General features: G+C 66.9%; 20 protein-coding genes and 1 tRNA gene. 10 read left to right on the top strand and 11 right to left on the bottom strand.

Annotation, left to right across the window (positions count from 1 at the left end; genetic code table 11):
- Positions 1 to 48: 48 nt before the first annotated feature.
- The gene (gene carB / locus L2U69_RS04200; protein WP_236105303.1) at positions 49 to 3,276 is read right to left on the bottom strand and encodes a carbamoyl-phosphate synthase large subunit; all 3,228 of its coding nucleotides are present in this window, start codon (positions 3,274 to 3,276) and stop codon (positions 49 to 51) included.
- Complete coding sequence (gene carA, locus L2U69_RS04195; protein ID WP_236105302.1) at positions 3,269 to 4,489, bottom strand: glutamine-hydrolyzing carbamoyl-phosphate synthase small subunit; 1,221 nt, start codon at positions 4,487 to 4,489, stop codon at positions 3,269 to 3,271. Before carA ends, carB begins: the two co-directional genes overlap by 8 nt.
- A gap of 178 nt (positions 4,490 to 4,667) precedes the next feature.
- On the opposite strand from carA, the gene L2U69_RS04190 reads away from it, so the two are divergent.
- The 6 genes from L2U69_RS04190 (at position 4,668) to L2U69_RS04165 (ending at position 11,848) form a co-directional block, all read left to right on the top strand.
- Entirely contained in the window at positions 4,668 to 5,123 is a 456-nt protein-coding gene (locus L2U69_RS04190; RefSeq protein ID WP_236105301.1) for a GatB/YqeY domain-containing protein, read from the top strand.
- 209 nt (positions 5,124 to 5,332) lie between these two features.
- A complete protein-coding gene (locus L2U69_RS04185; protein WP_236105300.1) occupies positions 5,333 to 7,897 on the top strand; it encodes a tetratricopeptide repeat protein in 2,565 nt (854 codons plus the stop codon).
- 21 nt (positions 7,898 to 7,918) lie between these two features.
- A complete protein-coding gene (locus L2U69_RS04180; protein WP_236105299.1) occupies positions 7,919 to 8,614 on the top strand; it encodes an SGNH/GDSL hydrolase family protein in 696 nt (231 codons plus the stop codon).
- Entirely contained in the window at positions 8,608 to 9,282 is a 675-nt protein-coding gene (locus L2U69_RS04175; RefSeq protein WP_236105298.1) for an alginate O-acetyltransferase AlgF, read from the top strand. Before L2U69_RS04180 ends, L2U69_RS04175 begins: the two co-directional genes overlap by 7 nt.
- A gap of 43 nt (positions 9,283 to 9,325) precedes the next feature.
- Entirely contained in the window at positions 9,326 to 10,726 is a 1,401-nt protein-coding gene (locus L2U69_RS04170; RefSeq protein WP_236105297.1) for an MBOAT family O-acyltransferase, read from the top strand.
- A 15-nt stretch (positions 10,727 to 10,741) separates the two neighbouring features.
- Positions 10,742 to 11,848, top strand: a complete 1,107-nt coding sequence (locus tag L2U69_RS04165) for an alginate O-acetyltransferase AlgX-related protein (protein ID WP_236105296.1) — start codon at positions 10,742 to 10,744, stop codon at positions 11,846 to 11,848.
- Here the strand turns inward: L2U69_RS04165 and L2U69_RS04160 are convergent.
- Complete coding sequence (locus L2U69_RS04160) at positions 11,845 to 12,651, bottom strand: GDSL-type esterase/lipase family protein (RefSeq protein WP_236105295.1); 807 nt, start codon at positions 12,649 to 12,651, stop codon at positions 11,845 to 11,847. The genes L2U69_RS04165 and L2U69_RS04160 overlap by 4 nt on opposite strands.
- Positions 12,652 to 12,826: 175 nt before the next feature.
- On the opposite strand from L2U69_RS04160, the gene dnaG reads away from it, so the two are divergent.
- Both dnaG and rpoD read left to right on the top strand, forming a co-directional pair.
- Complete coding sequence (gene dnaG / locus L2U69_RS04155; protein WP_236105294.1) at positions 12,827 to 14,701, top strand: DNA primase; 1,875 nt, start codon at positions 12,827 to 12,829, stop codon at positions 14,699 to 14,701.
- A gap of 67 nt (positions 14,702 to 14,768) precedes the next feature.
- Positions 14,769 to 16,736 carry an RNA polymerase sigma factor RpoD gene (gene rpoD, locus L2U69_RS04150; RefSeq protein ID WP_236105293.1) on the top strand — a complete coding sequence of 656 codons (1,968 nt, stop codon included), beginning with the start codon at positions 14,769 to 14,771 and terminating at the stop codon, positions 16,734 to 16,736.
- Positions 16,737 to 16,754: 18 nt separating this feature from the next.
- Here rpoD and L2U69_RS04145 read toward each other — a convergent pair whose 3' ends face one another.
- On the bottom strand, positions 16,755 to 17,030 hold the full coding sequence (locus L2U69_RS04145; RefSeq protein WP_236105292.1) for a hypothetical protein: 276 nt from the start codon (positions 17,028 to 17,030) through the stop codon (positions 16,755 to 16,757).
- A 66-nt stretch (positions 17,031 to 17,096) separates the two neighbouring features.
- A complete protein-coding gene (locus L2U69_RS04140) occupies positions 17,097 to 20,657 on the bottom strand; it encodes a type ISP restriction/modification enzyme (protein WP_236105291.1) in 3,561 nt (1,186 codons plus the stop codon).
- Between L2U69_RS04140 and L2U69_RS04135 the strand changes: the two genes are divergently transcribed.
- Both L2U69_RS04135 and L2U69_RS04130 read left to right on the top strand, forming a co-directional pair.
- A complete protein-coding gene (locus L2U69_RS04135) occupies positions 20,613 to 21,230 on the top strand; it encodes a carbonic anhydrase (RefSeq protein WP_236105290.1) in 618 nt (205 codons plus the stop codon). The genes L2U69_RS04140 and L2U69_RS04135 overlap by 45 nt on opposite strands.
- A 91-nt stretch (positions 21,231 to 21,321) precedes the next feature.
- Positions 21,322 to 21,397, top strand: a tRNA-Ile gene (locus tag L2U69_RS04130).
- Positions 21,398 to 21,414: 17 nt separating this feature from the next.
- On the opposite strand, the gene modA is transcribed toward L2U69_RS04130, so the two are convergent.
- From modA to L2U69_RS04100, 6 genes are read right to left on the bottom strand one after another with little or no spacing between them, the layout of a single operon-like run.
- Entirely contained in the window at positions 21,415 to 22,221 is an 807-nt protein-coding gene (gene modA, locus L2U69_RS04125) for a molybdate ABC transporter substrate-binding protein (RefSeq protein ID WP_236105289.1), read from the bottom strand.
- 45 nt (positions 22,222 to 22,266) lie between these two features.
- Complete coding sequence (locus tag L2U69_RS04120; protein WP_236105288.1) at positions 22,267 to 22,692, bottom strand: TOBE domain-containing protein; 426 nt, start codon at positions 22,690 to 22,692, stop codon at positions 22,267 to 22,269.
- Positions 22,673 to 23,569, bottom strand: a complete 897-nt coding sequence (gene modD, locus L2U69_RS04115) for a ModD protein (RefSeq protein ID WP_236105287.1) — start codon at positions 23,567 to 23,569, stop codon at positions 22,673 to 22,675. The genes L2U69_RS04120 and modD overlap by 20 nt, the downstream gene beginning before the upstream one ends.
- A 5-nt stretch (positions 23,570 to 23,574) precedes the next feature.
- The gene (locus L2U69_RS04110; protein ID WP_236105286.1) at positions 23,575 to 23,865 is read right to left on the bottom strand and encodes a ferredoxin family protein; all 291 of its coding nucleotides are present in this window, start codon (positions 23,863 to 23,865) and stop codon (positions 23,575 to 23,577) included.
- The gene (locus L2U69_RS04105) at positions 23,862 to 25,169 is read right to left on the bottom strand and encodes an FAD-dependent oxidoreductase (RefSeq protein WP_236105285.1); all 1,308 of its coding nucleotides are present in this window, start codon (positions 25,167 to 25,169) and stop codon (positions 23,862 to 23,864) included. The genes L2U69_RS04110 and L2U69_RS04105 overlap by 4 nt, the downstream gene beginning before the upstream one ends.
- An 11-nt stretch (positions 25,170 to 25,180) precedes the next feature.
- Positions 25,181 to 26,281, bottom strand: coding sequence for an electron transfer flavoprotein subunit alpha/FixB family protein (locus tag L2U69_RS04100; protein WP_236105284.1), 1,101 nt, complete (start codon positions 26,279 to 26,281; stop codon positions 25,181 to 25,183).
- Positions 26,282 to 26,293 lie beyond the last annotated feature (12 nt).

Raw genomic sequence — 26,293 nt, 5'->3', positions numbered from 1 at the left:
TTGCGGATGCCCGACCGGCCGGAAGAGCCGATCGGGCATGCACGGTCGTCAAGTGTAGGATTGCAGCGGAGCAACTTCAAGGCGCCCGAGACGAAGCGCCGCGATCGCCTTCACCGCCGCCTCGGCCCCCGCCGTGGTGGTGTAATAGGGGATCTTGAGGGTCAGCGCCGTGCGCCGGATCTCATAGCTGTCGGCGATCGACTTCGAACCCTCGGTGGTGTTGAACATCAGCGCGATTTCGCCGTTCTTCATCGAATCGACGATATGGGGCCGCCCTTCCAGCACCTTGTTGATCCGCTTGGCGGGCACGTCGTTCTCCGCCAGGAAGGCGGCCGTGCCCTTGGTCGCGACGATCTCGAAGCCCAGGGCGACGAGCTGGCGAGCCGGCTCCAGCATCTCCTGCTTGTCGGAATTGCGCACCGAGATGAAGACCAGGCCGCCCTGGGGCAACTGCGTGCCGGACGCCATCTGCGACTTGGCGAAAGCCAGTTCGAAGGTGCGGTCGAGGCCCATGACCTCGCCCGTCGACTTCATCTCGGGGCCGAGCAGGATGTCGACGCCGGGGAAGCGGGCGAAGGGGAAGACCGATTCCTTGACCGCGACATGGTCGAGCTTCTTCCAGACGAGGCCGAAGCCCGCCAGCTTCTCGCCGGCCATGACGCGGGCCGCGATCTTCGCCACCGGCTCGCCGATTGCCTTGGCGACGAAGGGCACGGTGCGCGACGCGCGCGGGTTCACCTCGAGAACGTAGATATCCTCGCCCTGGATCGCGAACTGCACGTTCATCAGGCCGACCACGCCGAGCGCCTTGGCCATCAGTTCGGTCTGGCGCTTCAACTCGGTCACGGTCTCTTCCGAGAGCGTATAGGGGGGCAGGGAGCAGGCGCTGTCGCCCGAATGGATACCCGCCTCCTCGATATGCTCCATGATGCCGGCGACATAGACCGTCTCGCCGTCGGCCAGCGCGTCGACGTCGACCTCGGTCGCCTGGTTCAGATAGCCGTCGATCAGCACAGGATTGTCGCCCGAGACCACGACCGCCTCGGTCATGTAGCGGTTGAGGCCGGCGACGTCGCGCACGATCTCCATCGCCCTTCCGCCCAGCACATAGGAGGGGCGGATGACGACGGGAAAGCCGATGCGCTCCACCACGGCGCGCGCTTCCTCGATCGAGGTGGCGATGCCGTTCTGGGGTTGGCGCAGGCCGAGCCGGTTGAGGAGATCCTGAAACCGCTCCCGGTCCTCGGCGACGTCGATCGCGTCGGGCGAGGTGCCGAGGATGGGGATGCCCGCATCCTCCAGCGCCTTCGAGAGTTTCAGCGGGGTCTGGCCGCCGAACTGGACGATGACGCCGTGGACGGTGCCGTTCTGCTTCTCGGTCTCGATCAGCTCCAGCACGTCCTCGGCGGTCAGGGGCTCGAAATAGAGCCGGTCCGACGTGTCGTAGTCGGTCGAGACGGTCTCGGGATTGCAGTTGACCATGATGGTCTCATAGCCCGCCTCGGTCAGGGCGTAGCAGGCATGGACGCAGCAATAGTCGAATTCGATGCCCTGGCCGATGCGGTTCGGCCCGCCGCCCAGGATGACGACCTTCCTGGCGTCGCTCGGCTGCGCCTCGCATTCGGGCGCGCCGAATTCGGCCGATTCATAGGTCGAATACATATAGGGCGTGCGGCTGTCGAATTCGGCGGCGCAGGTATCGATGCGCTTGAACACCGGGCGCACGCCGGCGGCGCGGCGCGCCCGGCGCACGGCCTGTTCGGTCGTATTGCCGAGGATGGCGAGGCGCTTGTCGGAAAAGCCCATGGCCTTCAGACGGCGCCAGCCGGCGGCGGTCTCGGGCAGGCCGGTGGCGATCACCCGCGCCTCCTCCGCGACGATCTCCTCGATCTCGCGCAGGAACCAGGGGTCCATCTTGGTGATGGCGGCGATCTCACTGAGTGTCAGGCCGGCGCGGAAACCGTCGGCGACGACCACCAGGCGGTCGGGCACCGGCTTGCCGAGTTCGACCTCGATCAGGTCGCGGTCGCCGTGCAGGCGCTCCACGGGGTCGAAGCCGGTCAGGCCCGTCTCCATGGAACGCAAGGCCTTCTGCACCGATTCCTTGAAGGTGCGGCCGATCGACATGGCTTCGCCGACCGACTTCATGGCGGTGGTCAGCAGCGCTTCGGAGCCCTTGAACTTCTCGAAGGTGAAGCGCGGCATCTTGGTGACGACGTAGTCGATGGTCGGCTCGAACGAGGCCGGCGTAACGCCGGTGATGTCGTTCATCAGCTCGTCGAGCGTGTAACCGACCGCGAGCTTGGCGGCGACCTTGGCGATCGGGAAGCCGGTCGCCTTCGATGCCAGTGCCGACGAGCGCGAGACGCGCGGATTCATCTCGATCACGACCATGCGGCCGTTCGCGGGGTTGATCGCGAACTGGACGTTGGACCCGCCGGTCTCCACCCCGATCTCGCGCAGGACCGCGATCGAGGCGTTGCGCATGATCTGATATTCCTTGTCGGTCAGGGTCAGCGCCGGCGCCACGGTGATCGAGTCACCGGTGTGGATGCCCATGGGATCCACGTTCTCGATCGAGCAGATGATGATGGCATTGTCCGCCTTGTCGCGGACGACCTCCATCTCGTACTCCTTCCACCCGGCGACCGATTCCTCGATCAGTACTTCGGTGGTGGGGGAGGCGTCGAGGCCCGAGGCGACGATCCGCTCGAATTCGTCCCGGGTATAGGCGATGCCACCGCCGGTACCGCCCAGGGTGAAGGAGGGGCGGATGACGGAGGGCAGGCCGATCTCGGCGAAAGCCTCCATCGCCTCGGCCATCGTATGGGCGACGCGGGATTTCGGGCTTTCGAGGCCGAGGACGTCCATCGCCTCGCGGAAGCGCAGGCGATCCTCGGCTTTTTCGATGGCTTCGCGGTTGGCGCCGATCAGGTCGACGCCGAATTTCGCCAGCGTGCCGTCGTCGGCCAGCGCCATCGCGGTGTTCAGCGCGGTCTGCCCGCCCATGGTGGGCAGCAGGGCGTCGGGCCGTTCCTTCTCGATGATCTTGGCGACGATCTCGGGCGTGATCGGCTCGACATAGGTCGCATCGGCGAGACCCGGGTCGGTCATGATGGTCGCCGGGTTCGAATTCACCAGGATGACCCGGTAACCTTCGTCCTTCAGCGCCTTGCAGGCCTGGGTGCCGGAATAATCGAACTCGCAGGCCTGGCCGATGACGATCGGCCCGGCCCCGATGATCATGATCGAGGTGATGTCGGTACGCTTAGGCATGGGACTTCACCAGATCGATGAAACGGTCGAAGAGGTAATGGCTGTCCTCCGGCCCTGGGGAGGCTTCCGGGTGGTACTGGACGGAGAAGACCGGGCGGTCGAGCATGCGCAGCCCCTCGTTGGTGCCGTCGAAGAGGGAGACATGGGTCTCCTCGGCATTCGCCGGCAGGGTTTCGGGCAGGACGACGAAGCCGTGGTTCTGGCTGGTGATCTCCACCTTGCCGGTGGTCTTGTCCTTCACCGGGTGATTGGCGCCCCGGTGGCCCTGCTTCATCTTCGCGGTCCTGGCGCCGAGCGCCAAGGCCAGCATCTGATGGCCGAGGCAGATGCCGAACACCGGCTTGCCGCTGTCGATCAGGGCCTTGATCACCGGGACGGCATATTCGCCGGTCGCCGCCGGATCACCGGGCCCGTTCGACAGGAAGACACCGTCGGGCGACAGCGCCAGCACGTCCGCCGCCGAGGTGTCGCCGGGGACGACGGTCACACGCGCGCCGGTATTGGCGAGGCAGCGCAGGATGTTCCGCTTCACGCCATAATCGATGGCGACGATGTGGAACTGCGCATTCTCCTGCCGGCCATAGCCTGCACCGAGATTCCACAGGGTCTCGTCCCAGGCATAGGTCTGGCGGCAGGAGACTTCCCTGGCGAGGTCGAGACCTTCGAGGCCGGGGAAGGCGGCGGCCTTGGCCTTCAGGGCGTCGAGATCGAAGGTGCCGGTCGGGCTGTGGGCGATGACGCCGTTCGGTGCGCCGGCCCGGATCAGCCGGGTCAGGCGCCGCGTGTCGACGCCCGCGATGCCGACCAGGCCGCGCTGGCGGCACCAGGCGTCCAGATGGCTGGCGGCGCGCCACGACGACGGCTCGGTGATGTCGGCGCGCAGCACCAGGCCGCGCGCGGCCGGGCCCTGGCTCTCGATATCCTCGAAATTCGTGCCGACGTTGCCGACATGGGGGAAGGTGAAGGTGATGATCTGGCCGCAATAGGAAGGATCGGTCAGGATCTCCTGATAGCCGGTCATCGACGTGTTGAAGCACACCTCGCCGACCGCGTCGCCCTCGGCGCCCAGTCCTCGGCCATAGAGGATGGTGCCGTCGGCGAGAACCAGAACGCCGGTGGGCTTGGCGCCGGCGACCGCATCGGCGGTTTGGCGCGCGTCGTCAGGAATGCCGCCCCGCGGGGAAAGCGGGGGCACGGAAGCGGGCGTCGTCATCGGGAAACTCCACGGCGGGGGTGCCCGCCGGTCAAATCGGGCGGACCATAATGGGGCCCGCATGTGCAGTCAAGTCATGCCGCCCTGCGGAATTTGCCATGCTCGTCAACGGCTTATGGCTAGGCTTGGCGAGGTGCGTTAATGTGCGCGCAAACTCTTGACGATGGGAGACACCGAAATGCTGCGCGATCGCCTGAACGGGGCCATGAAGGACGCCATGCGCGCCAAGGACATGACGCGTGTGACCACGATCCGCATGATCCTCGCGGCCTTCAAGGATCGCGACATCGCCGCGCGCACGGAAGGCCCGGACGGCGGCGTGGGCGAGGCGGAACTGGTCAACGTGCTGCAGAAACTGGTCAAGCAGCGCCGCGACTCGATCGAAGCCTATGAGAAGGGCGGCCGCCCCGAACTGGCGGAGAAGGAGCGCGCCGAGATCGCGGTGATCGAGGATTATCTGCCCCAGCAGATGTCCGAGGACGAGATGAAATCGGCCATCGCCGCCGCCGTCGCCGATACCGGCGCCGCCGGCATGAAGGACATGGGCAAGGTGATGGCCATGCTGCGCGAACGTCACGGCGGCACCATGGATTTCGGCAAGGCCAGCCCTTTGGTGAAGGCCGCGCTGTCCTGATCCCGCGTCGCGGCACGGCGACGCCATCGAAAATGGTGAAAAATTAACCTAGACGTTCCAAAATGGGAGGAATGGATTCGGCCCGCGTGGCCCGACCGCTTCTTCCGGAACGAGGCATGGCAGATCTGACAGCGTCGCTTTCTTCCCGGTGCCCCGCTTCGGCGCGGCGCCGGTGGGCGGCGTTCCCGTGGGCGGCGTTCCCGGCCGCCATGCTGTTCGCCGTCCTCGGCACCATGTCCGCATCGGCCGAAGACGTGCTGCTGCCGAATGAGGACGCTGTGAAGGTGGCGCCGATCGCGCCCACCGAAGCGAAGCCCGAAGTCTCGGTCGAGGATCTCTTGCAGCGCGCCTCCTATTGGCGCCAGCAGGGGCGGCCCGATCTCGCCAAATCGCTGCTGGTTCAGGTCCTGAAGATCGAGCCGGACAATCCCGACGCTCTGTTCCAGGCCGGCCTCGTCGCCATCGACGAAGGCGAGACCGAGGAAGCGGAAGCCTATCTCGCGCGGCTCGCGGCGGCGCATCCGGGCAATGTCCGGGTCGAGCGGCTGAAGATGGCCATGGCCCGGGGCCAGATCTCGCCCGAACTGATCGAACAGGCGCGCGCCGCCGCCAAGGCCGGCGATTCGGCCGGCGCGGTGAAGATCTACCGCGATGCCTTCGCCGGGCTGCCGCCGCCCCTCGAATATGCCTTCGAATATTACGTCGCCATGGCCGGCACGGAGGAAGGGTGGGAGGAAGCCCGCCGCCGCCTCGGGACCATGGCGAAGGAAAACCCCGGCGATCTCCGCATCCAGCTCGCCTATGGCCGCATCCTGACCTATCGCGAGGTGACGCGGCGCGAAGGGATCGGCATCCTCGCCCGGCTGGCGCCGTCTTCGGTCGAGGCGGATCGTTCGTGGCGCGATGCGCTCACCTGGCTCGATGCGTCGAAGGCCGATCAGGCGCTATACGACGCCTATATCGCCGCCCATCCGGACGACGGCGAAGTGGCGTCCCGCTGGGCCAAGGTGATCGAGCCGATGAAGCCCGACACGGCGGAACATGCGGTCACGCTCGCCTATGCCGCCGTCGCCGACCGCAAATATGCCGAGGCCGAGAAGCTCTTCCTGAAGGCGCTGGATTTCGATCCGGACAACGTCAACGCCCTGACCGGCATGGCGGGCCTGCGCATGCAGTCCGGCCGGGCGGCGGAGGCGCTGAAATACATGAACCGGGCGATCGAGATCGAGCCGACCCTGCGCACCGAGTATCACGACCTCTACGACGCCGCGCGCTTCATGAATGATTATTACGCGGCATCGGGTGCGGCCAAGCGCGGGCGCTATTCCCAGGCCGAACGCCTGCTGCGGCCCCTGGTGGCGGGCAAGGCCAAGGAACGCTCGATCGCGGTGGCACTCCTCGCCAGCGTGCTGGCCAGCCAGAAGAAATACGCCGAGGCCGAGACCTATTATCGCCAGGCCCTGCGGCTGCGGCCGCGCGACAAGAACGTCATCACCGGCCTCTACCGGGTGCTGGTGGCGCGGGGCAAGCTGGCGGAAGCCAATGCCCTCGCGGATCGGGTGCCGTCGGACATCCGCGCCGACGTCGCCGGCGACATGGCCCGGGCGGAAGCGGCCAAGGCCGTCTCGGCGGCCGAGGCACGGGCCCGCGCCGGCGACATGCCCGGCGCCATGGCCGCCTATCGCGAGGCGATCGGGAAGGCGCCGGACGATCCCTGGGCCCGTCTCGCCTATGCCCGCCTGCTGCGGGAACAGGGCCGGGCGGCGGATGCGGAGGCGGTGATGCAGGCCGTCCTCGACAAGCCGCAGCCGAGCGCCGAGGCGCTGCACGCCGGCGCGCTCTTCGCCCTCGACCGCAATCGCCTGCAGGAAGCGGGCGCCCTGATCAACGCCATTCCCGGCCCGAAGCGCAGCGCGGAGATCGTGACGCTGTCGCAGGAGATCGTGCTGAAGACGACGCTGCGCGAAGCCCGTCAGGCCGCCGCGGCGGGGGAGAAGAGCCGCGCCCTTTCGGCCCTCAATACGCTTGCCGCGCGGAAGGATCTGACGCCCGCGCTCTGGGGCGAGGTGGCGTCGACCATGGCCGACATGGGCGAGGTGAATCAGGCCGTCGCCATTGCCCGCCGCGAATTGGCGAAGCCGGTGCCGGCCGGGGCCTCGCTCTCCAATTATTCGGCCCTGGTCGCGGTCATGGCGCGCTACGGCAGCCAGAGCGAGACCGAGGCCCTGGTCGCGCGCCTGAAGCCCAAGGCCCGGACGGCGGAGGAAATCCGGCAGTTCGCCGATCTAGAGGCCGGTCTCGTCGCCGGCCGCGCCGACGCACTGCGCGAGCAGGAGCGCTATCGCGCGGCCTATGACCTGCTGATGCCGCCGCTCGGCCGCGATCCCGAGAACGCGACCCTGCTCGGCGCGCTGGCGCGGGTCTATGCCGCGTCGGGCAATTACGATCAGGCCGCCGGCATCTACGACCGGCTGCTGGCGCGGGCCCCGGGAGACGAGGATCTGGCGATGCAGGCGGTCTGGGTCGCGATCGGCCAGAGCGACTATGACCGCGCCCGGCAATTGCTCGATCCCCTGCTGGAGCAGGGAACGCCGTCGTCGCAATTGTATTATGCCAATGGACTGGTGCTGCGGGCCGAAGGCTGGAATGGTGCCGCCATCCGCGCGCTCGAGAAGGCCAAGGAACTGCGCGCCCAGGAACTGGGGGTCGGTGCCACCACGCTGGGCCCGCCATCGGCGAGCGCCGGACTCTATCCACCGCCGGCGCTCGACTAACCGCATCGATCGGGAGAAGTCATGAATTCCATCCTTGCCGGTCTCGTCGTCCTCATTCTCGGCGACAGCCACATGGTCCACCAGGGCGGTCTGATCGACCTTCTGCCCGACCAACTCGCCGCCGAGGGCGCGACCGTCTATGCCTATGGCGCCTGCGGTGCCACCCCGACCGATTATCTGACCCCCAAGACCACGGACTGCGGGCGGACGGCGCGGGCCGGCACCGGCGCCGTGACCCGCGAGACCGGCATGGGGCTGGCGGTGTGGAACGCGCGCGATCTGATCGCCAAGACCAAGCCCGACCTGATCGTCGTCGTCATGGGCGACACCATGGGGGCCTATAAGACGCCGGTCTTCCCCAAGGCCTGGGTCTGGGATCAGGTGACGGCGCTGACCGGCGAGATCCGTTCGTCGTCCCTGTCGTGCGACTGGATCGGTCCGCCCTGGGGCACCGACAATCCGGCCTTCGGCAAGACCACCGGCCGCGTGCAGGAACTCTCGGACTATCTGGCGCAGATCGTCAGCCCCTGCCACTACGTGAATTCGACCGCGTTCGCCGCTCCCGGCGCCTGGAAGAGCATCGACGGCCAGCATCTGGATCAGGCTGGTTACAAGGCCTGGACCGCCGCCATCGTGAAGTCGATCGAGGCGCAGCAGGCCAATCCGGCGCCGGCCGCCCCCGCCGCCGGCGCGGCTTCGGATGATGCGCCATGGTGAGGGACGGCCTCGCGGGCCTCGCCGCCCTGGCGCTCGCCGGTTTCGTCGCCGGCACGGCCTTCGCCGAGGTCCAGCTCTATGACACCGGGCCGGATGTCGTCTCGGGTTACGTGCGCTTCCTGAACGCGGCCTCCGGCGACGTGGCGGTTTCGGCCGGCGGTGCCGGCCTGGCGTTGCCCGCCACCGACGAGGGGCGCATCGGCCGCTTCCAGGCCGTGCCCGCCGAGAGCGAGCAGAGCGCCGACGTCGCGGTTGCAGACGCGAAGGGGAGCGTGACCATCGAGGCGGCGCCCGAGGAATTCATCACCATCGCCGTGCTCGACGGCGGAAAGACCCTGGTCATCCGGGATACGCCACAGGACTTCAACGCGCTGAAGGCCGACATCACCTTCCTGAACGCCGATCCGGCCTGCGCGGGCGCGGTGATGCGGGCCGGCGCCAAGAAGACCGTGGTGTTCAAGGATGTGGCGCCCGGCGCCATGGCGCGGCGTCAGGTCAATCCGGTCGCCGCCGTGATCGAAGCCGCCTGCGGCGAGACCCCGGTTGAGGGCGTCGTCGATCTCGGCACGCTGGCGGCGGGCGGGCGCTACAGCATCGTCGTCATCCCGGACCGGGCAGGCGGTCACCGTCTGATCGGCGGCCGGGACGAACGGGCCAAATACGACTGACGCCGAATCGGACTGACGGGGCGACGCCCGGGATAACACGAATATGGTCTTCGCCTCGGTCGAGTTCCTGACCCTCTTCCTGCCGCTGTTCTTCCTCGCCTATTTCGTGGTGCCGCGCCGGGGCCGGAACCTCGTGCTGCTGCTGGCGAGCTGGGTGTTCTACGGCTGGTGGAAGCCGATCTTCCTGTTCCTGCTGCTCGGCGTCATCGTCACCGGCTATTTCATCGGCCTCGCGATCGAGGCGGCACGGGACGACAGGGGAAAGCAACGCCTGCTGGCCTTCGGCGCGGCGGCGATGCTGCTCTGCCTCGGCTGGTTCAAATACGCCAATCTGCTGGTCGATACCGCGAACCAGGGTCTCGCCCTGTTCCATATCGGCGGTTTCGTCTGGGACGACGTGATCCTGCCGATCGGCGTTTCCTTCTACATCCTGCAGTCGATCTCCTATCACTACGACATCAGGCGCGGCGTGGTGCGGGCGGAGAAGAGTTTCCTCGCCTATGCCGTCTATATCTCCTTCTTCACCCAATTGGTCGCGGGGCCGGTCATCCGCTATTCCTGGGTCGACAAGGAACTGGCGTCGCGCGAATTGCGCTTCGACAATTTCTGCCGGGGCGGGCGGCGCTTCATGATCGGCTTCTGCATGAAGGTGCTGATCGCCGACAGTCTGGCGCCGACGGTCGATCACGTCTTCGGCCTTTCGGCGCCCAGCCTCGCGGATGCCTGGATCGGCTCGCTCGCCTATACGCTCCAACTCTATTTCGATTTCGCCGGCTACAGCGCCATGGCGATCGGCCTCGGCCTCATTCTCGGCTTCCATTTTCCGGAGAATTTCGAGGATCCCTATCTCTCGACCTCGATCCAGGAATTCTGGCGCCGCTGGCATATCTCCCTGTCCAGTTGGCTGCGCGACTATCTCTATATCGCGCTGGGCGGCAATCGCGGCGGCACGATCCGCACCTATGTGAACCTGATCCTGACCATGGCGATCGGCGGCCTCTGGCATGGTGCCGCCTGGACCTTCATGGCCTGGGGCCTGATCCATGGTTTCGCCCTGGCGATCGAACGGGCGGTGCGGCGCATGGGGGTGACGCTGCCCCTGGTGCTGGCCTGGCCGGCGACCCTCTTCACCGTCATGATCGCCTGGACCCTGTTCCGGGCGACGAGCTGGGGCATGGCCCAGACCATGCTGGCGGGCCAGTTCGGCCTGAACGGCATTGCCCTGGGCGACGAGGTCGCGGCCGCCCTGCATCCGACCGTGATCTTCTGGCTGGCGGCGGGCTCTCTCGTTGTCGTCTGGCCGGTGCTGGCGGCGCGTGGGCGGGCATTGCTCGCGATGGTGCCGGCGTGGTGGCAGGGCGTCTGGCCGGTGCTCGCCTTCCTCTATGCGCTGGCCGTGCTGGAAGGGCGGGAAACCGTGCCTTTCCTCTATTTCCAGTTCTAGGCGGGGAGGCACGGGATGGAACATGATGGCAATCGTCTCGCCGGGGTCGTCCTTGCCGCCGTCCTCATCTTCGGCCTGGTGTCGAGCGTGCTCACCCTCGGCTCGGAGCAGGGGCGGGCACTGTTGACGTCCTTCACCCTGGCCGAGGTCGCGGACGGCACCGCCACCGACAGGTTGGCGAAGACCCTCAACGACGATCTCCTGGGCGGCGATGTCCTGGCCGAGACGGCTCATGCCATCGACTGGGTGGCGCTCGGCGATCTCGGCACCCAGGTCCGTCTCGGCTGCGACGGCTATCTGTTCCTGCGCGAGGAATTCGACGTCCAGCCCGGTGGCGCGGCGGCGATCGCGCGGCGCGCGGCCATGGCGGGGGAGGTTTCGCGCCTGCTGGCGGCGCAGGGCATCCACCTGACCGTCGTGGTGACTCCGGACAAGAGCCGGATGATGACGGGCGAACTCTGCGGGCTGCGCCGTTCCGCCGCCTCCGCCGGGCGGATCGACGGTTTCTTCGCGGCGCTCGCCGGGCATGGCGTCGACGGTTTCGACCTGCGTCCCGCCATCGCCGCCATCGACCGGCCCTATTACAAGACCGACACCCATTGGAACGAGGCGGGGGCGGGGGCCGCCGCCAAGGCGATCGCGGATCATCTCGCCACCGCCCATCTGGCGCCCGAGGCGGGCCCGCCGGTGCCGGTCGTAACGGGGGAGCCGCGAGAGCGGGTGGGGGATCTGATCCGTCTCGCCGGCCTCGACGGTGTCGCCGCGCCCTTCCGTCCCGATGGCGACATGGTGGCGGAGAGCGAGATCACCCTGCCGGTGGTCGAGGCCGACGATCTTCTGGGCGACATGGTCGGGCCGCCGGTCGCGGTGATCGGCAGTTCCTATTCGCGGAACGGCAATTTCATCGGCTTCCTGGCGGCGGCGCTTTCCGCCCCCATCGCCGACATGGCGCGCGACGGCGGTGCCTTCGCCGGCGCCGCCATGCCCTATTTCGACAATCCCGCCTTCATCGAAACGCCGCCCCAAGTGATCGTCTGGGAAATTCCCGAACGGGTGCTGGACAGCGCCATCACCCCGGATGAAGAAGCCTGGGCGGCCGACCTCTCTGCCGGCAGACTCTAGGGATTCTGGGCGATCCGGCTCCGGTCGCCCAGCAGTTTCGACAGGGTCGGCTCGATCGCCTCGGCCATCCGCGCCTGGGCGGCGGCATCGGGGTGCAGGGCCGGCTGCGGCGGGTCGTTGCGCGGATCCATGTAGAGGCCGACGTCGGTCGTGCCGTCCTTCAGGAAGCGATAGCCGACATCCATGAAGATCACCCGCCCGTCCTTGGCATAGGCATTGGCGAGCGCGGTATTGACCGCCTGATCGACGGCGGTCTTGGTCGGGCTGACGGCACTGGGCAGGATGCCGAGCAACAGGATCCGGGTGCGCGGCAGGCGCGTCTTCAGATGGGCGACGACGGCGTCGATGCCAGCCTTGGTCTCCTCGGCGCCGCGGCCCTGGATCGTGTCGTTGGTGCCGATCAGGACGACCGCGACCTTGGGGGAAATGCCCGCGATCTCGCCGTTCTGCAGGCGCCACAGGACATTCGCCGTATTGTCGCCATTGAAGCCCAGATTGACCGCCCGCCGGCCGCCGTAGAAGCGGTTCCACAGCCCCAGGAAATCATACTGCGGCGCCGTGCTCGGCAATTCGTAGTCATGGGTGATCGAATCGCCGATGAAGATCAGGTCGACCTTGCCCTGGCGGATCTCCTGCAACTTCTTTTGGTGGCGCTCCTGCCACCAGGGTTCCATGCGCTCCTGGGCATAGGGTGCCGCCGTCGCCAAGGCCGGCATCGCGAGGCTGGCGGCGAGGCCGGCGAGGATGCCGGCGAGGATCAGGCGGCGGCTGAGGACGGGCGGCGTCTCGGTGAAATCGGTCACTATGTTCCTCGATCCTGTGGCGTCGGGGCCGTCCGGCATATTTTCAGCGTCGGCGACGGTGCTTTCCAGTGATAATTGCCGCGCGCCGATCTGGTTGCATGGCCCGAGTCCCGCGCCGGCCGCCTTGCGGTCGTGCCGGGCTGCACCTAGTTTGACGCGCCAGCGGGAAGGTTCCATGTCCGACGACGTCACGAGTGAGATCAAGGCGCGCCTGTCGCTGTCGACCGTGGTCGGCCGGCGCACCAAGCTCGTGCGCAAGGGCCGCAACGACTTCATGGCGCTGTGCCCGTTCCATGGCGAGAAGACGCCATCGTTCCATGTCATGGACGACAAGGGCACCTATTACTGCTTCGGCTGCGGCGAGAAGGGCGACGTCTTCACCTTCGTCCAGAAGACCGAGAACCTCGGTTTCCGCGAGGCGCTGGAACGGCTGGCGGCGGAGGCCGGGGTCACCCTGCCGGAACAGAACCCGGAAGCGAAGCAGCAGGCGGAACGGCGCCAGACCCTGCACGAGGTCCTGGAGGCGGCCTGCGCCTGGTACGAGGCGCAACTGAAGACCGGGGCCGGGCAGGCGGGACGGGACTATTTCGCCAAGCGCGGCCTGACGCCGGCGACCGTGGCCCGCTTTCGCCTGGGCTTCGCGCCGCCCGGGAGCACCGCTTTGAAGGACGCCATGATCGCGCGCGGCTTCGCGCCCGCCCTTCTGGTCGAGGCCGGGTTGCTGCGCCAGCCCGACGACGGCCGTCCGCCCTATGACTATTTCCGCGACCGCGTGACCTTCCCGATCCGCGACGCGCGCGGCCGCGTCATCGCCTTCGGCGCCCGCACCCTCGGCGACGGCGAGCCCAAATATCTGAACTCGCCGGAGACGCCGCTCTTCCACAAGGGCGATACGCTGTTCAACCTGAACCTGGCGCGGGAGGCCGCCTTGAAGTGCGGCCGCGTCCTCGTCTGCGAAGGCTATATGGATGTGATCGCCCTCGATCAGGCCGGTATCGCGGAGGCCGTGGCGCCCCTGGGCACCGCGCTGACCGAGAACCAGCTGGCGGCGCTGTGGCGCCTCGCGCCCGAGCCGGTGCTCTGTTTCGACGGCGACAAGGCGGGCCAGCGCGCCGCCCATCGTGCCCTCGACCGGGCGCTGCCCCTGCTGAAACCGGGCCATTCGCTACGCTTCCTGACCCTGCCCGACAATCTCGACCCGGATGAATTGATCCGGCGCGACGGCGTCGCCGCCATGCGCATCGCGATCGACAAGGCGGTGCCCCTGGTCGACTACCTCTGGGCGGCGGAACTGGCGACGGCGGACCTGACCACGCCCGAGCGCCGCGCCGCCTTCGAACAGCGGATCGGACGCCGCGTGTTCGAAATCGCCGACACCCGTCTCCAGATCCATTACCGGGAGGAATTGCGCGGCCGGGTGCGCGCGTTGCTCGCCCGGCAGCGGCCCCAGCGCCCGCAACGCCAGCCCGGCTACGGCTATGGGGGCGGCATGGGACGGGGCGGCGGGCGATTCGGCGGACCGCCGGTGCCGCTCGGCGCGTCGCCGTCGCTTCGGGCCAGCCGATTGGCGCGGGGCGAGAACATCGGCGGCGATTCGAACGAGGCGCTGCTCCTCCTGCTTTTGATTCGCTACCCGGCACTGCTGCCTCAGGTGGAGGAAGACTTGATCCGCGTCGGATTCGAGGTGCCGGCCCTTGACAGGCTGCGATCCGAACTCTTAAGCATTCCTTTTGACGCGCCGGACCTTGACAGCGACAGGGTCAAGGGCCACTTAGCGGATGTTGGTTTGGCCGAGACGATTGCCCGCCTCGAAAATGATCCGTTCCTCGCGATGCATGCAGGCATCCGGGACGATTTGACCATCGACCTGGTCGAAGAGGAATGGCGGCATGCCTTGGCACTCCACTTCAGACGGATCCTTCGGGCGGAGTTGAGCGAAGCGCAGGCGACATATGACGCAGCGCCGACGGAATCCAACGTCCGGCGGATCCAGGCGATCAGGGAAGAATTGACCCGCATCGAGTCCCAAGGTTCGAGGAACCGGGACTGATGGCGGGTTTTCGGCATGACGTGACGGGTACGACCGCCGATCGGCGGTCCGGTCCAAGGGGCTGAGCATGGCAAGCAAGAACGCTGAGGCGACCGGCAACGAAGAAGCGCGCGAGGAGTCCGCGGACGGCCCCCTGCTGGATACGGCGGGGCAGGCGGTCAAGCGCATGATCGCCCGCGCCAAGGAGCGCGGCTACGTAACCTATGACGAAATCAACGCCGTCCTGCCGCAGGAGCAGGTGTCCTCGGAACAGATCGAGGACATCATGGCCATGCTGTCGGAGATGGGCATCAACGTGATCGACGGCGAGGAAGCCGAGGATCCGGAGCGCGCCGGCGCGGCCAAGGAAGAGGAAGAGGGCGAGGGCGGCGGCTTCACCACGACGAGCGGCGAGGAGCTGGACCGCACCGACGACCCCGTGCGCATGTATCTGCGCGAGATGGGCTCGGTCGAACTCCTCTCGCGCGAGGGCGAAATCGCCATCGCCAAGCGCATCGAGGCCGGCCGCGAGACCATGATCGACGGGCTGTGCGAAAGCCCGCTGACCTTCCAGGCCATGATCGGCTGGCGCGACGAGCTGCTGGCCGGCAAGGTCCTGCTGCGCGACATCATCGATCTCGACGCCACCTATGGCGCCGGCCCCGGCGAGGCCGAGGGCAATGGCAGCGGTGACGGCGCCGAGGCCAACGGCGAGAACCAGGAGGAAGAGGACGCCGAGACCGAGGAAGGGCTCGACGACGACGAGGACGACGACGAGGGCGGCATCTCGCTCGCGGCGATGGAACAGGCGCTCCAGCCCATCGTGCTCGAAATCTTCGACAGGATCGCCACCGCGCACAAGAAATACGCCAAGCTCCAGGAGAGCCGTCTGGCCGCCGCCACCGGCGAGGCGGAGGAGCCGCAGGGCGCCGCCGCCGAGAAGCGCTTCCAGAAGCTGAAGGCCGAACTGGTCGAGCTGATGAAGTCGGTCCATCTGCACAACGGAAGGATCGAGGCGCTGGTCGACCAGCTCTATGGCACCAACCGCCGCCTGATCGGCCTCGAAGGCCGCCTGCTGCGCCTGGCCGAGAAATACAAGGTCAGCCGCGAAAGCTTCCTCGAGCATTACATCACCCACGAGCTGATCCCCAATTGGACCGAGGTCGTGGGTGCCCTGCCGGGGCGCGGCTGGAAGGATTTCGTGCGCGAGCAGCAGCCCCAGATCGAGGAACTGCGCGGCGAGATCGCCCGGGTGGCGACCGAATTCGGCCTGACCATCCCCGAATTCCGCCGCATCGTGACGACGGTCCAGAAGGGCGAGCGCGAGGCCCGTCAGGCCAAGAAGGAAATGGTGGAGGCGAACCTGCGCCTCGTCATTTCGATCGCCAAGAAATACACCAACCGCGGCCTGCAATTCCTGGACCTGATCCAGGAGGGCAACATCGGCCTGATGAAGGCGGTCGACAAGTTCGAGTACCGGCGCGGTTACAAGTTCTCGACCTATGCCACCTGGTGGATCCGCCAGGCGATCACCCGTTCGATCGCCGATCAGGCGCGCACCATCCGCATTCCGGTGCATATGATCGAGACCATCAACAAGCTGGTCCGCACCTCGCGCCAGATGCTGCACGAGATCGGCCGCGAGCCGACGCCGGAGGAACTGGCGGACAAGCTCGGCATGCCGCTCGAGAAGGTCCGCAAGGTCCTGAAGATCGCCAAGGAGCCGATCTCCCTCGAAACCCCGATCGGCGACGAGGAAGACAGCCATCTGGGCGACTTCATCGAGGACAAGAACGCGGTCCTGCCCCTCGACGCCGCCATCCAGTCGAACCTGCGCGAAACGACCACGCGTGTCCTCGCCAGCCTCACCCCGCGCGAGGAGCGGGTGCTGCGCATGCGCTTCGGCATCGGCATGAACACCGACCACACCCTGGAAGAAGTGGGCCAGCAGTTCTCGGTCACCCGCGAACGCATCCGCCAGATCGAGGCGAAGGCGCTGCGCAAACTGAAACACCCCAGCCGCAGCCGCAAGCTCCGCAGCTTCCTGGACAATTGATCGGGGCGGTCCCGAAGGTCAGGCGGCGGCGAGCCGCCTGATTTCGGTCTCGAAGCGCGCGCAGAGATCGGCGGCCTCGGCTTCGGGCAGCCAGCGGCTCATCTGCGGGAAGACGGTGCGCTGATAGCGCAATTCCGTCTCGTCGAAAGGCAGGGTTTCGGCCGTGTGCAGCCGGTCGAGCACATCGTGCAGCTTGCCGCGCACTTTTTCGGGGTCGGCGGTGAAGACGGTTTTTGCGGCAGGCTCGTCCGCATGAGGCGGCGTCTCGGGCGCGAAGAGGTCGATCTGTTTCATCCGGCGATTCTCGATTTTGCTTCGACCATAGTCTCGCAAAGCCGGCGCTTGAAGACGAGAGGGACCTCAATCCTCTTCCGCCGCCTCGTTCGGGATGTCGAGGCCGGCGTCCCGCAGGCGGTCGAGGGCGACGAGGGGGGTGTCGCAGATCCGTGCCAGAAGCCCGGCCTGCGTCGGCTCCAGCGCCACCAGCCGGCCAAGGATGTGGAGCAGGTCGAGAAGATCGCTGGTGTATTCGTGAAGCCAGCCGTCGGGCTGGATCTGGTCGAGCTTCGACGGCGGGCGCCGGTCCCCGATGATCGGTTTCGAGCGGTCCAGCCGACGATAGCCGAACCATTGCCACACCACCGGCTTGCCCGAAATCTCATAGGCCCACATCGCGGGCGTCACATTGTCGACGAAGCCCTGTCCGACGTGCAAGCGGCGCCGGCCGGCGTCATAGGTCATGGTGTCGGGCAGCGGCGCCGGGGCCCCCGGAATGGCGCCATCAGCCGGAATGCGCGGCGCCTGCTCCGCCGGCAGGCGCGGCGCGCCCCGTGGCCGCCCTGCGTCGGCATCAGAGAAACGTTCGCCATGGCAGTGCAGCCAGATCACCTCTCGGCCGATCGAGACCGCCTCGGCAAACAGCGCGGCATCGGCGGTCACCGGCAGGCGCAGCCCCGGCCGCACCAGATCCTCGGCGAAACGCGCGGTGAAGGCCGGATGCGCCATCACAGCCGCGATGTAGGCCAGCGCATCTTCGGCCGAAACCGCGTGCCCATGAATCTCCGCCAGCAGCGTGAGAAAACCCGACTGCAGGTTGGGCCGGGTCGCGGCGGCGTCCGCCCAGAGGGGAAAAACACGGCCACCGAAGGACCCCTTGTAGTGGTGCTGGTCCGGGACGAGGCCTGCTAATGTAACTGGCGGGCCAGATGTTGGGGAGTGCGCGTCCAGAGCTGTCAAAAACACCTGCCCTTCAGACCATGCAGACCAAAGGCGCGGGCGCGGGTCATTCAGCAAACGTGGATCACCGATCAGCCACTGACGGTCGAATGACCGAAAGGCATAACGTAACGGTGTCGGGCATGATCCCGTATCGTCCTTGATACTTACGGGACGAGTTGGGATAGAGCCGAGATTTTGGTGGACTATTTTGCCAATATGCCTACTCGCGACTTTTCCCTGTCTGAGCTGTGGATGGAACAGGTTTTCCTTTCGCTGTTCATCGGTTTCCTGTTGTAGCGCTGCCCATCGACGTTGAAGGCTTTGTCGATCAGGAGCGACGACCCAAGTTCGACCTGGCATCACACCCGGTCCCGCGAAGTCAAATAGTGCGGTCAGCGGCGCGAAATTTCCCCATAGCCCCCGTGCTCTCGGCAGAAAGGGCGCACGATCATCGCGTGGACATTCTTCCCAGCAATTGTCCGTCAGGGAGAGCGTTTCGAGGGCCGCGAATTTTTCCTCTCGTCGGCCCTTGGAGAGGGCGTGGAACCAGACCGTCGCCGGCGTCTCGGCTGCCGTGCCATGGCGCCTTGCCGCCAGCACGATACAGACCGGGTGCTGAACGCCCTGGAAAATGCGGCTTTGAACGGGAGGCTGATGGCCTTCGGGGGAGCAGTCGATGACCCAGATCGCGGTGCAGGTCCGGCGCAGGTCGGCGCGCATCTTCTGGAAGCCGGGGCCGTTCAGGAAGCCCGCCACGGTGATGAAGCAGATCAGGCCTTCCTCGTCCGTCTCGGGCAGGGCGGTAGCGTCGTGCAGGCCGGCACCGAAGACTTTCAGCGTCGCCCAACGCCAGAAATAGACATAGAGGTTCTTCAGGTGCTTGCCATGGGCGCCGACGCCCCAATCGGGTGGTGGCCGCCAACGGTCCAGCGGGGCAGGGCGCCCGTCCGAGCCTTGCTCGATCCAGCCGCCGCGTCCTTCCGCCTTTTCCTTGTAGGGCGGGTTGCCGATGACGACGGTGATGGGCTGTTCCTTCTTCACTCGGTTCGCCTCGCGCCGCGAGCGCGCGATCGCCTCGACGAATTGCGGCAATTGCTCTTCCTCGACATAGGGATTGCCCAGCGTGTCGGTGATGAAGAGATTGAGATTGGGAACGGCGGGGGCGTTGCCGCCCCTTGCCTCGACGCCCGTCAGGTCGCGCAGTTCGGCCAGCAGGCGCAATTGCGCCACGGCGAAGGGACCGAACTGCTTCTCGAATCCGAACAGGCGCCGCGCCGCCGCGTCGATCGCGCCATGGACGGCCCCGGCGCCCTGATCCGCCGTCACCGTTTCCGCGATCTTGCGCAGGACGCCCAGCAGGAAGGTGCCGGTGCCGACCGCCGGGTCGGCGACGGTGACGTCGCTGGCGGCGAGGCCCGCCGTGCGCACGAACAGGGGGCCGCGCAGGGCTTCGTCCACCAACCGCACCATGGCGCGCACCACTTCCGGCGGCGTGTAGTAGGAGCCGGTCAGCTTGCGCAGCTTGCTGTCGTAGACGTCGAGGAATTCCTCGTAGAAATACAGCCAAGTGTCCGGCTTGCCCTTGCTGATGGAGGACCAGTTCACCGCGTTCAGCACCCGCTGCAAGGTACCGAGGGCGGTCTTCAGGGCTTCCTGATTCGTCGTATCGTCCGTCAGCAGACCGAGCGCGGTGCCGATCAGCGTGTTGGAATGGCGTAACTTGACCGCGGCCAGATCGATACCGTCGTCCAGCGGGATTTCCAGGGCGCGGGCGATCAACAGGCCAAAGGTCACGGCCTGGGCGTAACCATCGGCGAACTGGGCGTTGTCGGCTTCGGGAAAGAGGAGTTTGCGCCAGTCGTCCCGCAGGTGGAGCAGACTGGCATTGCCCTGATCCATCTGTTCGGCCACTTCGTCGCGCAGCAGCCGGCACAGGCGCGCCGCGACTTCGGCCAACCGAGGTGCGGAGGTGGGCGGTGTGGGCTGCCAGGTCAGGAAATCGGCGATAAGGGCGCCTAGGGTTTCGGGCGCCGAGAGGCGCGCGCCGGCGGTCTCGATGTCGCCATCGAAAGCGACCGAAGGCGTCGCGAGTTGTCCATCCCGCCACAGGCTGAAGCCGTTGCCGTCCGTATAGAGGAGGTTGGGCAGGGATTTCAGCCTGTCCCATTGCGCCTTGTCGTGCCGGTCGGTGAAACGGCGCGGGTCGAAGCCCTTGCCCGGCGCCTTGACCTCGATGAAGCCGACCAGGGCGCCATTGACGCTGACCGCGAAATCGGGGCGGGTCAGCAGATGGCCGAGGGACGTTTCACCCACCATGACGAGGCCGTCGGGCGGCAGGCCGATCGCTTCGCCCAGCGCCCGCATCAGGGTTTCGAGGGGCGCGCGGAGCTGGTCTTCGGGGCCACCCGTGATCGCCGGATTGCCGAGCTTCGCCTTGACGCCGGCACCGAAGGCGGAAATCGCCGCTTTGAAACTGCCGTCCACTGGACTCGATGCCCTTTCCCGATATCGGTGGCAACTTTGCCCTGTGGTGGCGCTTTCGTGCAATCCTAGTCGCGCAAATCGGGACCTCGGTTCGGCGCGCGCGCAAAGATCTGGACAGGTGGGGGCGGGCGCGCCATCGTCCGCCCCGCGTGACGAATTGATGGCGGAGGAACGGTGCAGCAGCTCATCGAAGGTTACCGGCGGTTCCGGGGCGGACATTGGCCGGAGTATCGCGATCTCTATCGTGAACTTTCCACCCATGGCCAGAAGCCGCCGACCCTGGTCATCGCCTGTTGCGACAGCCGCGTCGATCCCGCCGTGATCTTCGACGCCCAGCCGGGCGAGATGTTCGTGGTGCGCAACGTCGCCAACCTGGTGCCGCCGGCCGAACTGGGGCAGGGGCACCACGGCACGTCTGCCGCCATCGAATTCGCCGTCCGCGTACTCAAGGTGCGCATGATCCTGATCATGGGTCATGCCGATTGCGGCGGCGTCTACGCCGCGCTGAAGGGCATCGACAAATCGGATTTCACCTATCTCGACGAATGGATCGATCTCGTCCAACCGGCCCTCGACAGGCTCGGCGACATCGACCGCGAGGCGCCCGAGGCCAAGGAGATGCTGGAGCGCGAGTCGATCAAGATGTCCCTCGAACGGCTGATGACCTTCCCCTTCGTCGCCGAGGCCGTGGCCGCCGGGGAGCTCTCCCTCGAAGGCGCGCGCTTCCGCGTCTTCGACGGCCGCCTCGAATGGCTGGACAAGGAAACCGGCGCCTTCGACCGCGTTGGCTGACGAAGAGGGCGCCAGAGGCCACCGGCAAGGTTGGCAGAAATCTCCCGTCCTGCTAAACGTCGTGCCCCGCCGTTCGCGGGACACGACGGTGGGGCCTGTAGCTCAATGGTTAGAGCCGGCCGCTCATAACGGTCTGGTTGCAGGTTCGAGTCCTGCCGGGCCCACCAACCACCTCCCGCCAGCCTCAGTTCGTCGCCGGCGCCTGCACTACTGTGAAGCCGGCCTTGGTGAAGGTGGCGGCCGCCGGGGCGGATTGGAGGTAGGCGATGAAAGCGGCGGCGGCCGGGTTGTTCCCTTCCTTCAGGATGGCGACGGGATAGACGATGGTGGGATAGCTGTCGGCGGGGAAGGTGCCGATCACCTTGACCTTGTCGTCCGCCGCCGCGTCGGTCGCATAGACGATGCCGAGGGGGGCTTCGCCGCGTCCGACCAGGGCGAGGGCCGCGCGCACGCTGCTCGCCTGGGCGAGGCGGTCCTTCACGCTGTCGAACAGGCCGAGCTTTTCGAGCGCCGCCTTGCCATAGGCGCCGGCGGGCACGGTGGTCATTTCACCGATCGCCAGATGACCCTCGCCGAGGAGGCCGGCGAGATCGAAATCGGGGCCGATGGCGACGGGCGGGGTGTCGGCGTCGGCCGGCGCGATCAGCACCAGCGCATTGCCGAGCAGGGCCTTCTCGCTCTCCTTCACGGTGAGGCCCATGTCCGAGACATAGGTCATCCACTTGATGTTGGCGGAGACGAAGACGTCGGCCGGGGCGCCGGCCTCGATCTGGCGCGCCAGGGCGCCGGAAGCGGCGAAGGAGACCTGGACCTTGTTGCCGCTCGCGGTCTCGAAATCCTGGGCGGCCTCGGTCATGGCTTCCTTCAGGGAGGCGGCGGCGAAGACCAGCAGGGGCTCGTCCTCCGCCCGGACGGGCGCGGGGGCGGCGAGGCCGGCGGAAAGTGCCAGAGCGGCGGCGAGACCGAACAGATGGCGGCGGGAGAACAGCATGACGGCACCTTTCACGTTACGGGTCACATTACGGGGCTGAAACACTCACTCGACGGCGATGATGATGTGCGGGGCCTTCACCAGGGCGACGGCACGGTCGCCGACGTCGAGCACTAGGCCCTCGGCGCTGCCCTTGGTGACCACGGCGGTCAGGGTCAGGCCGCCGCCGACGTCGAGGCCGTATTCGGTCGAGACCACACCGTCGATCCGGCGCACGATGGTGCCGGAGAGGGTGTTGCGGGCGGAGGTCTTCCCGATCTCGCCCTCCTTGGCCAGGATGACGAAAGTCGCCTTGATCAGGGCGGTCGCGGGCTTGCCCTCGGCGAGGTCGAGGGCTTCGGCGCTGCGCCTTGTGATGATGGCGGCGATGGTCACGCCATCGGCCACTTCGAGCAGGACCTCGGCGTTCACCGGACCCAGGGTGAGGGCCCGGACGGTGCCGGCGAACTGGTTACGCGCACTGGTCTTCATGTCGTTGGTTTCCCTTGAAGCTCCGGTTGCCGGCCATGGCGAGGGGGGCGATGCGGACCTGGACCTCGGCCGGGCGGGCGGTATAGGGCGCGGACGTCACCAGAACGTCGGCGCCCGATGCGGCATAGTCGGCGGCATTGCCCTGATTGATGCCGCCGGCGGCGGCGATCACGGGGCGGCCGTCGCCGCGCCGTCCGATCGCCGAAACCACCGCCGAAACGGCGGCGGGTGAGAATTTCTCGAGCTGGATCACATCGGCCACGGGGGCGACGGCGATGGCGTCGTCGATCGAGGTGACCTCGATCACCAGCGTGCGCTCGGGACAGCGGTGCCGCAAGACCGCCAGCGCGTCCACGGCCGAAAGATCAGGCATCAGGGCGCGATGTTCGGGGAACATCAGCACGGTTTCCGACAGGCCCAGGCGGTGAAGACCGCCGCCGCCCGCGCGCACCGCTTTCGCCGAAAAGGCCCGCGTCAGGGGCACGGTCTTTCGCGTACAGGCGACGGTGATGCCGGGGTGGATGGCGTTGGCGGCGTCCACCAGGCCGCGTGTCGCCGTGGCGATGCCGGCCGACCATTCCATCAGGGTCTGGGCGATCTTCCAGGCGCCCAGGATGGCACCGCCCGGCCCTTCGGCGGCGAGCAGCAGGGTGCCGGGCGGGGCCGGCGTGCCGCTTTTCAGGACGGGGCCGCTGACCGTCGCGCCCAGCCGGACGAGGAGGCGGGCCGCCTCCTCGGTACAGCAGGCGGTCTGGGCCGTCCGGGCGGAAAATGTGATCCGCGCCGGCACGTCGCCGAGGTCGAGCGCATCGGTCGTCAGGTCGCCGAAGGGCAGATCCTCGGCGATCAGGCGGTCGAGATCGGCGTCGGCGATCATCGTGATCAGCCGAACTTGAAGAGGACGCCGTAGCCGCCGCGCGGATAGTTCCACTCCACATCGCCGGTATCGGCGGTCAGCACGCGGCAGGTGCCGCATTCCATGCAGCCGTCCGGCGCCACTTCGACCTGACCGCGGTCGTTGGTGCTGTAACACCCGGCAGGGCAGACGTGGGTCAGGGCGACCAGCGCCGCCGACGGCGTCTCATGCGGGCGGACCTTGATGTGGGGCCGCCCGGCATCCACCAGATAGCGGTTGACGTAGAGTTTCTCTTCAACTTTCACGACCGTCGTCATCGCCAGGCCCTCGCCAGTTTGAATGCATCACCAATGAGGCCGCGCAGGCCCCGGCCCTTGCGGAAGGACGCGATGATCTCGCGTTCCTTCTCGCGTTTCGCGACGCCATCGACCCGGAACCACCGCTGCGCCGCCTCGTTGATCAGGCGCGGATAGGTGCCGAAGACATTGGCGGCATTGCCGTGCAGGAAGTTGGGGATATCCTTGTATTTCTTCATGTCCTTGATCACGAAGGACTCGTCGAGCGTCTTCCGGTAGAGCGCCAGGTCGGCCTTCGAGAAGTCGGAACGGAGCTGCTTCAGGCGGATCACCGTCTCGGCCGCGACGCGCCCCGTGGTCATGGCGAGGTTGGAACCCTCGCGGTGCACCGCGTTCACGAAATGCCCGGCATCGCCAACGATCATCCAGCCGTCGCCGAAGAGTTCGGGGATATGGCGATAGCCGCCCTCGGGGATCAGATGGGCGGCATATTCCTTGATCTCCGAGCCTTCCAGCAGGGGCTTCACGCTCGGATGGTTCTTGAAGGCCTCGAGCAGGGCATAGGGCGTCGTCTCATTCTCCGCGAAGTCCGAGACCATGCAGCCGATGCCGACCGAGAGGGATTCCTTGTTGGTATAGATGAAGGCGGTGCCGGTCATGCCGTCGGTCACTGTGCCCATGATCTCGATCACCACGCCTTCATCGCCCTTCAGGTTGAAGCGCTGCTCGATCATTTCCTGCGGCAGGAAATGCATTTCCTTGACCGCCAGCGCCACCGCCTCGGGCTTCAGTTCGGGGCGAAGCCCGGCGCGCTGGCCGACGAGACCGTTCACGCCCTCGGCCATGATCACGACATCGGCATGGACGATGGCGCCGCCACGGTCGGTGCGGACGCCGATCACCTTGCCCTTCAGGTCGCGGACGAGGTCGGTCACCGTCGTTTCGCACAGCAGGGTGGCGCCCGCCTCGCGCACGCGGCGGCTGAACCATTTGTCGAACTGGGCGCGGATGATCGTGTAGCGGTTCGGCCGCTCCTCGTTGAAATTCTCGGAGCGGTGATGCATGCCGACATAGGAGGTGTCGTCCAGCATCCAGATCCGCTGTTCGATGACATGGCGTTCCAGGGGCGCATCCTCGCGGAAATCGGGGATCACCTTTTCCAGGGCGTCGGCATAGAGGATGGCGCCCTGCACATTCTTGGAACCGGGATATTCGCCGCGTTCCAGTTGCAGAACCTTCAGGCCGGCCTTGGCCATCGTATAGGCGGCGGCATTGCCGGACGGGCCGGCACCGACGACGATGGCATCGAATCTCTCTTCGTTCATCGGAACCTCCCTCAGCTCGCCAGGCGGTGGACGGACAGGCGCTTGCGGAAGGCTTCCGTCAAGGCGGGCAGCAGTTCGACGGCATTGGCGACGATGCCGACATGGGCGAATTCGAAGATCGGCGCCTTGGCATCGGTATTGATGGCGACGATCATGTCGGCGCCCTCGACCCCGACGCGATGCTGGATCGCGCCCGAGATGCCGGCGGCGATATAGAGCTTCGGCCGGATGGTCTTGCCGGTCTGGCCGATCTGTCGGTCGGCGGTGATCCAGCCCTTCTGCACCAGGGGCCGCGAACCGCCCCATTCGGCGCCGAGAACGGCGGCGAGATCCTTGACGAGCTGGAAATTCTCGGCCGACTTCAGGCCCAGGCCGCCCGCGACGACGACATCGGCATAGGCGAGCTGGGCCTTGTCGGTGTCGCGGTCGGGCACGAATTGCAGAACCTTGGTGATGATGTCGGTCTCGGTCATGTCGAGCGCGTGATCGACGATCCGGCCCATGCGGCCGGGAGCGGCCAGGGGCATGGCCATCACGCGCGGGCGCACGGTCGCCATCTGGGGCCGGAAGTTCAGGGTGTGAATGGTGCACAGCAGGGAGCCGCCGAAGGTCGGCCGCGTCGCCGCCAGCGAGCGTTCGTCGTCGATGGCGAGTTCGGTGCAGTCGGCGGTCAGGCCGGTCAGCAGGGTGGTCGCGACGGAACCCGCCAGATCCCGGCCGAGCGTGGTTGCGCCGAGCAGCACGATCTCGGGCTTGAAGGTATTGGTCAGGTCGGTCAGGGCCTTGGTATAGGGCTCGTTCCGGTAATGGGTCAGGATCGGATCGGCGACGCGATAGACGAGATCGGCGCCATGTTCGAAGCAGGCACCGGCGGCGGCCCCCAGTTCCTCGGCATCGCCGCCGATCAGCACGCCGGCCAGTTCGACGTCCAGCTTGTCCGCGAGCTTGCGGCCTTCGCCCAGCAGCTCCAGGGAGACGGGGTGGATGTGGCCGTGCTCATATTCGATGAAGACCCAGACGTGCTTGTAGGATTTGAACCGCTCTGGCAGTTCCTTCTTCATGCCGGCGCGGCCGGCGGTGGAGGCCGGGGCGGGGCGGGGGGCGTCGCTCATTCTCTCGTCCTC

The sequence above is a fragment of the Zavarzinia marina genome (genome assembly GCF_021568905.1).
Lineage (GTDB): Bacteria > Pseudomonadota > Alphaproteobacteria > Zavarziniales > Zavarziniaceae > Zavarzinia > Zavarzinia marina.
The sequence above is the reverse complement of the archived record's forward strand: the minus strand, read 5'-3'. Positions and strand labels throughout refer to the sequence as shown.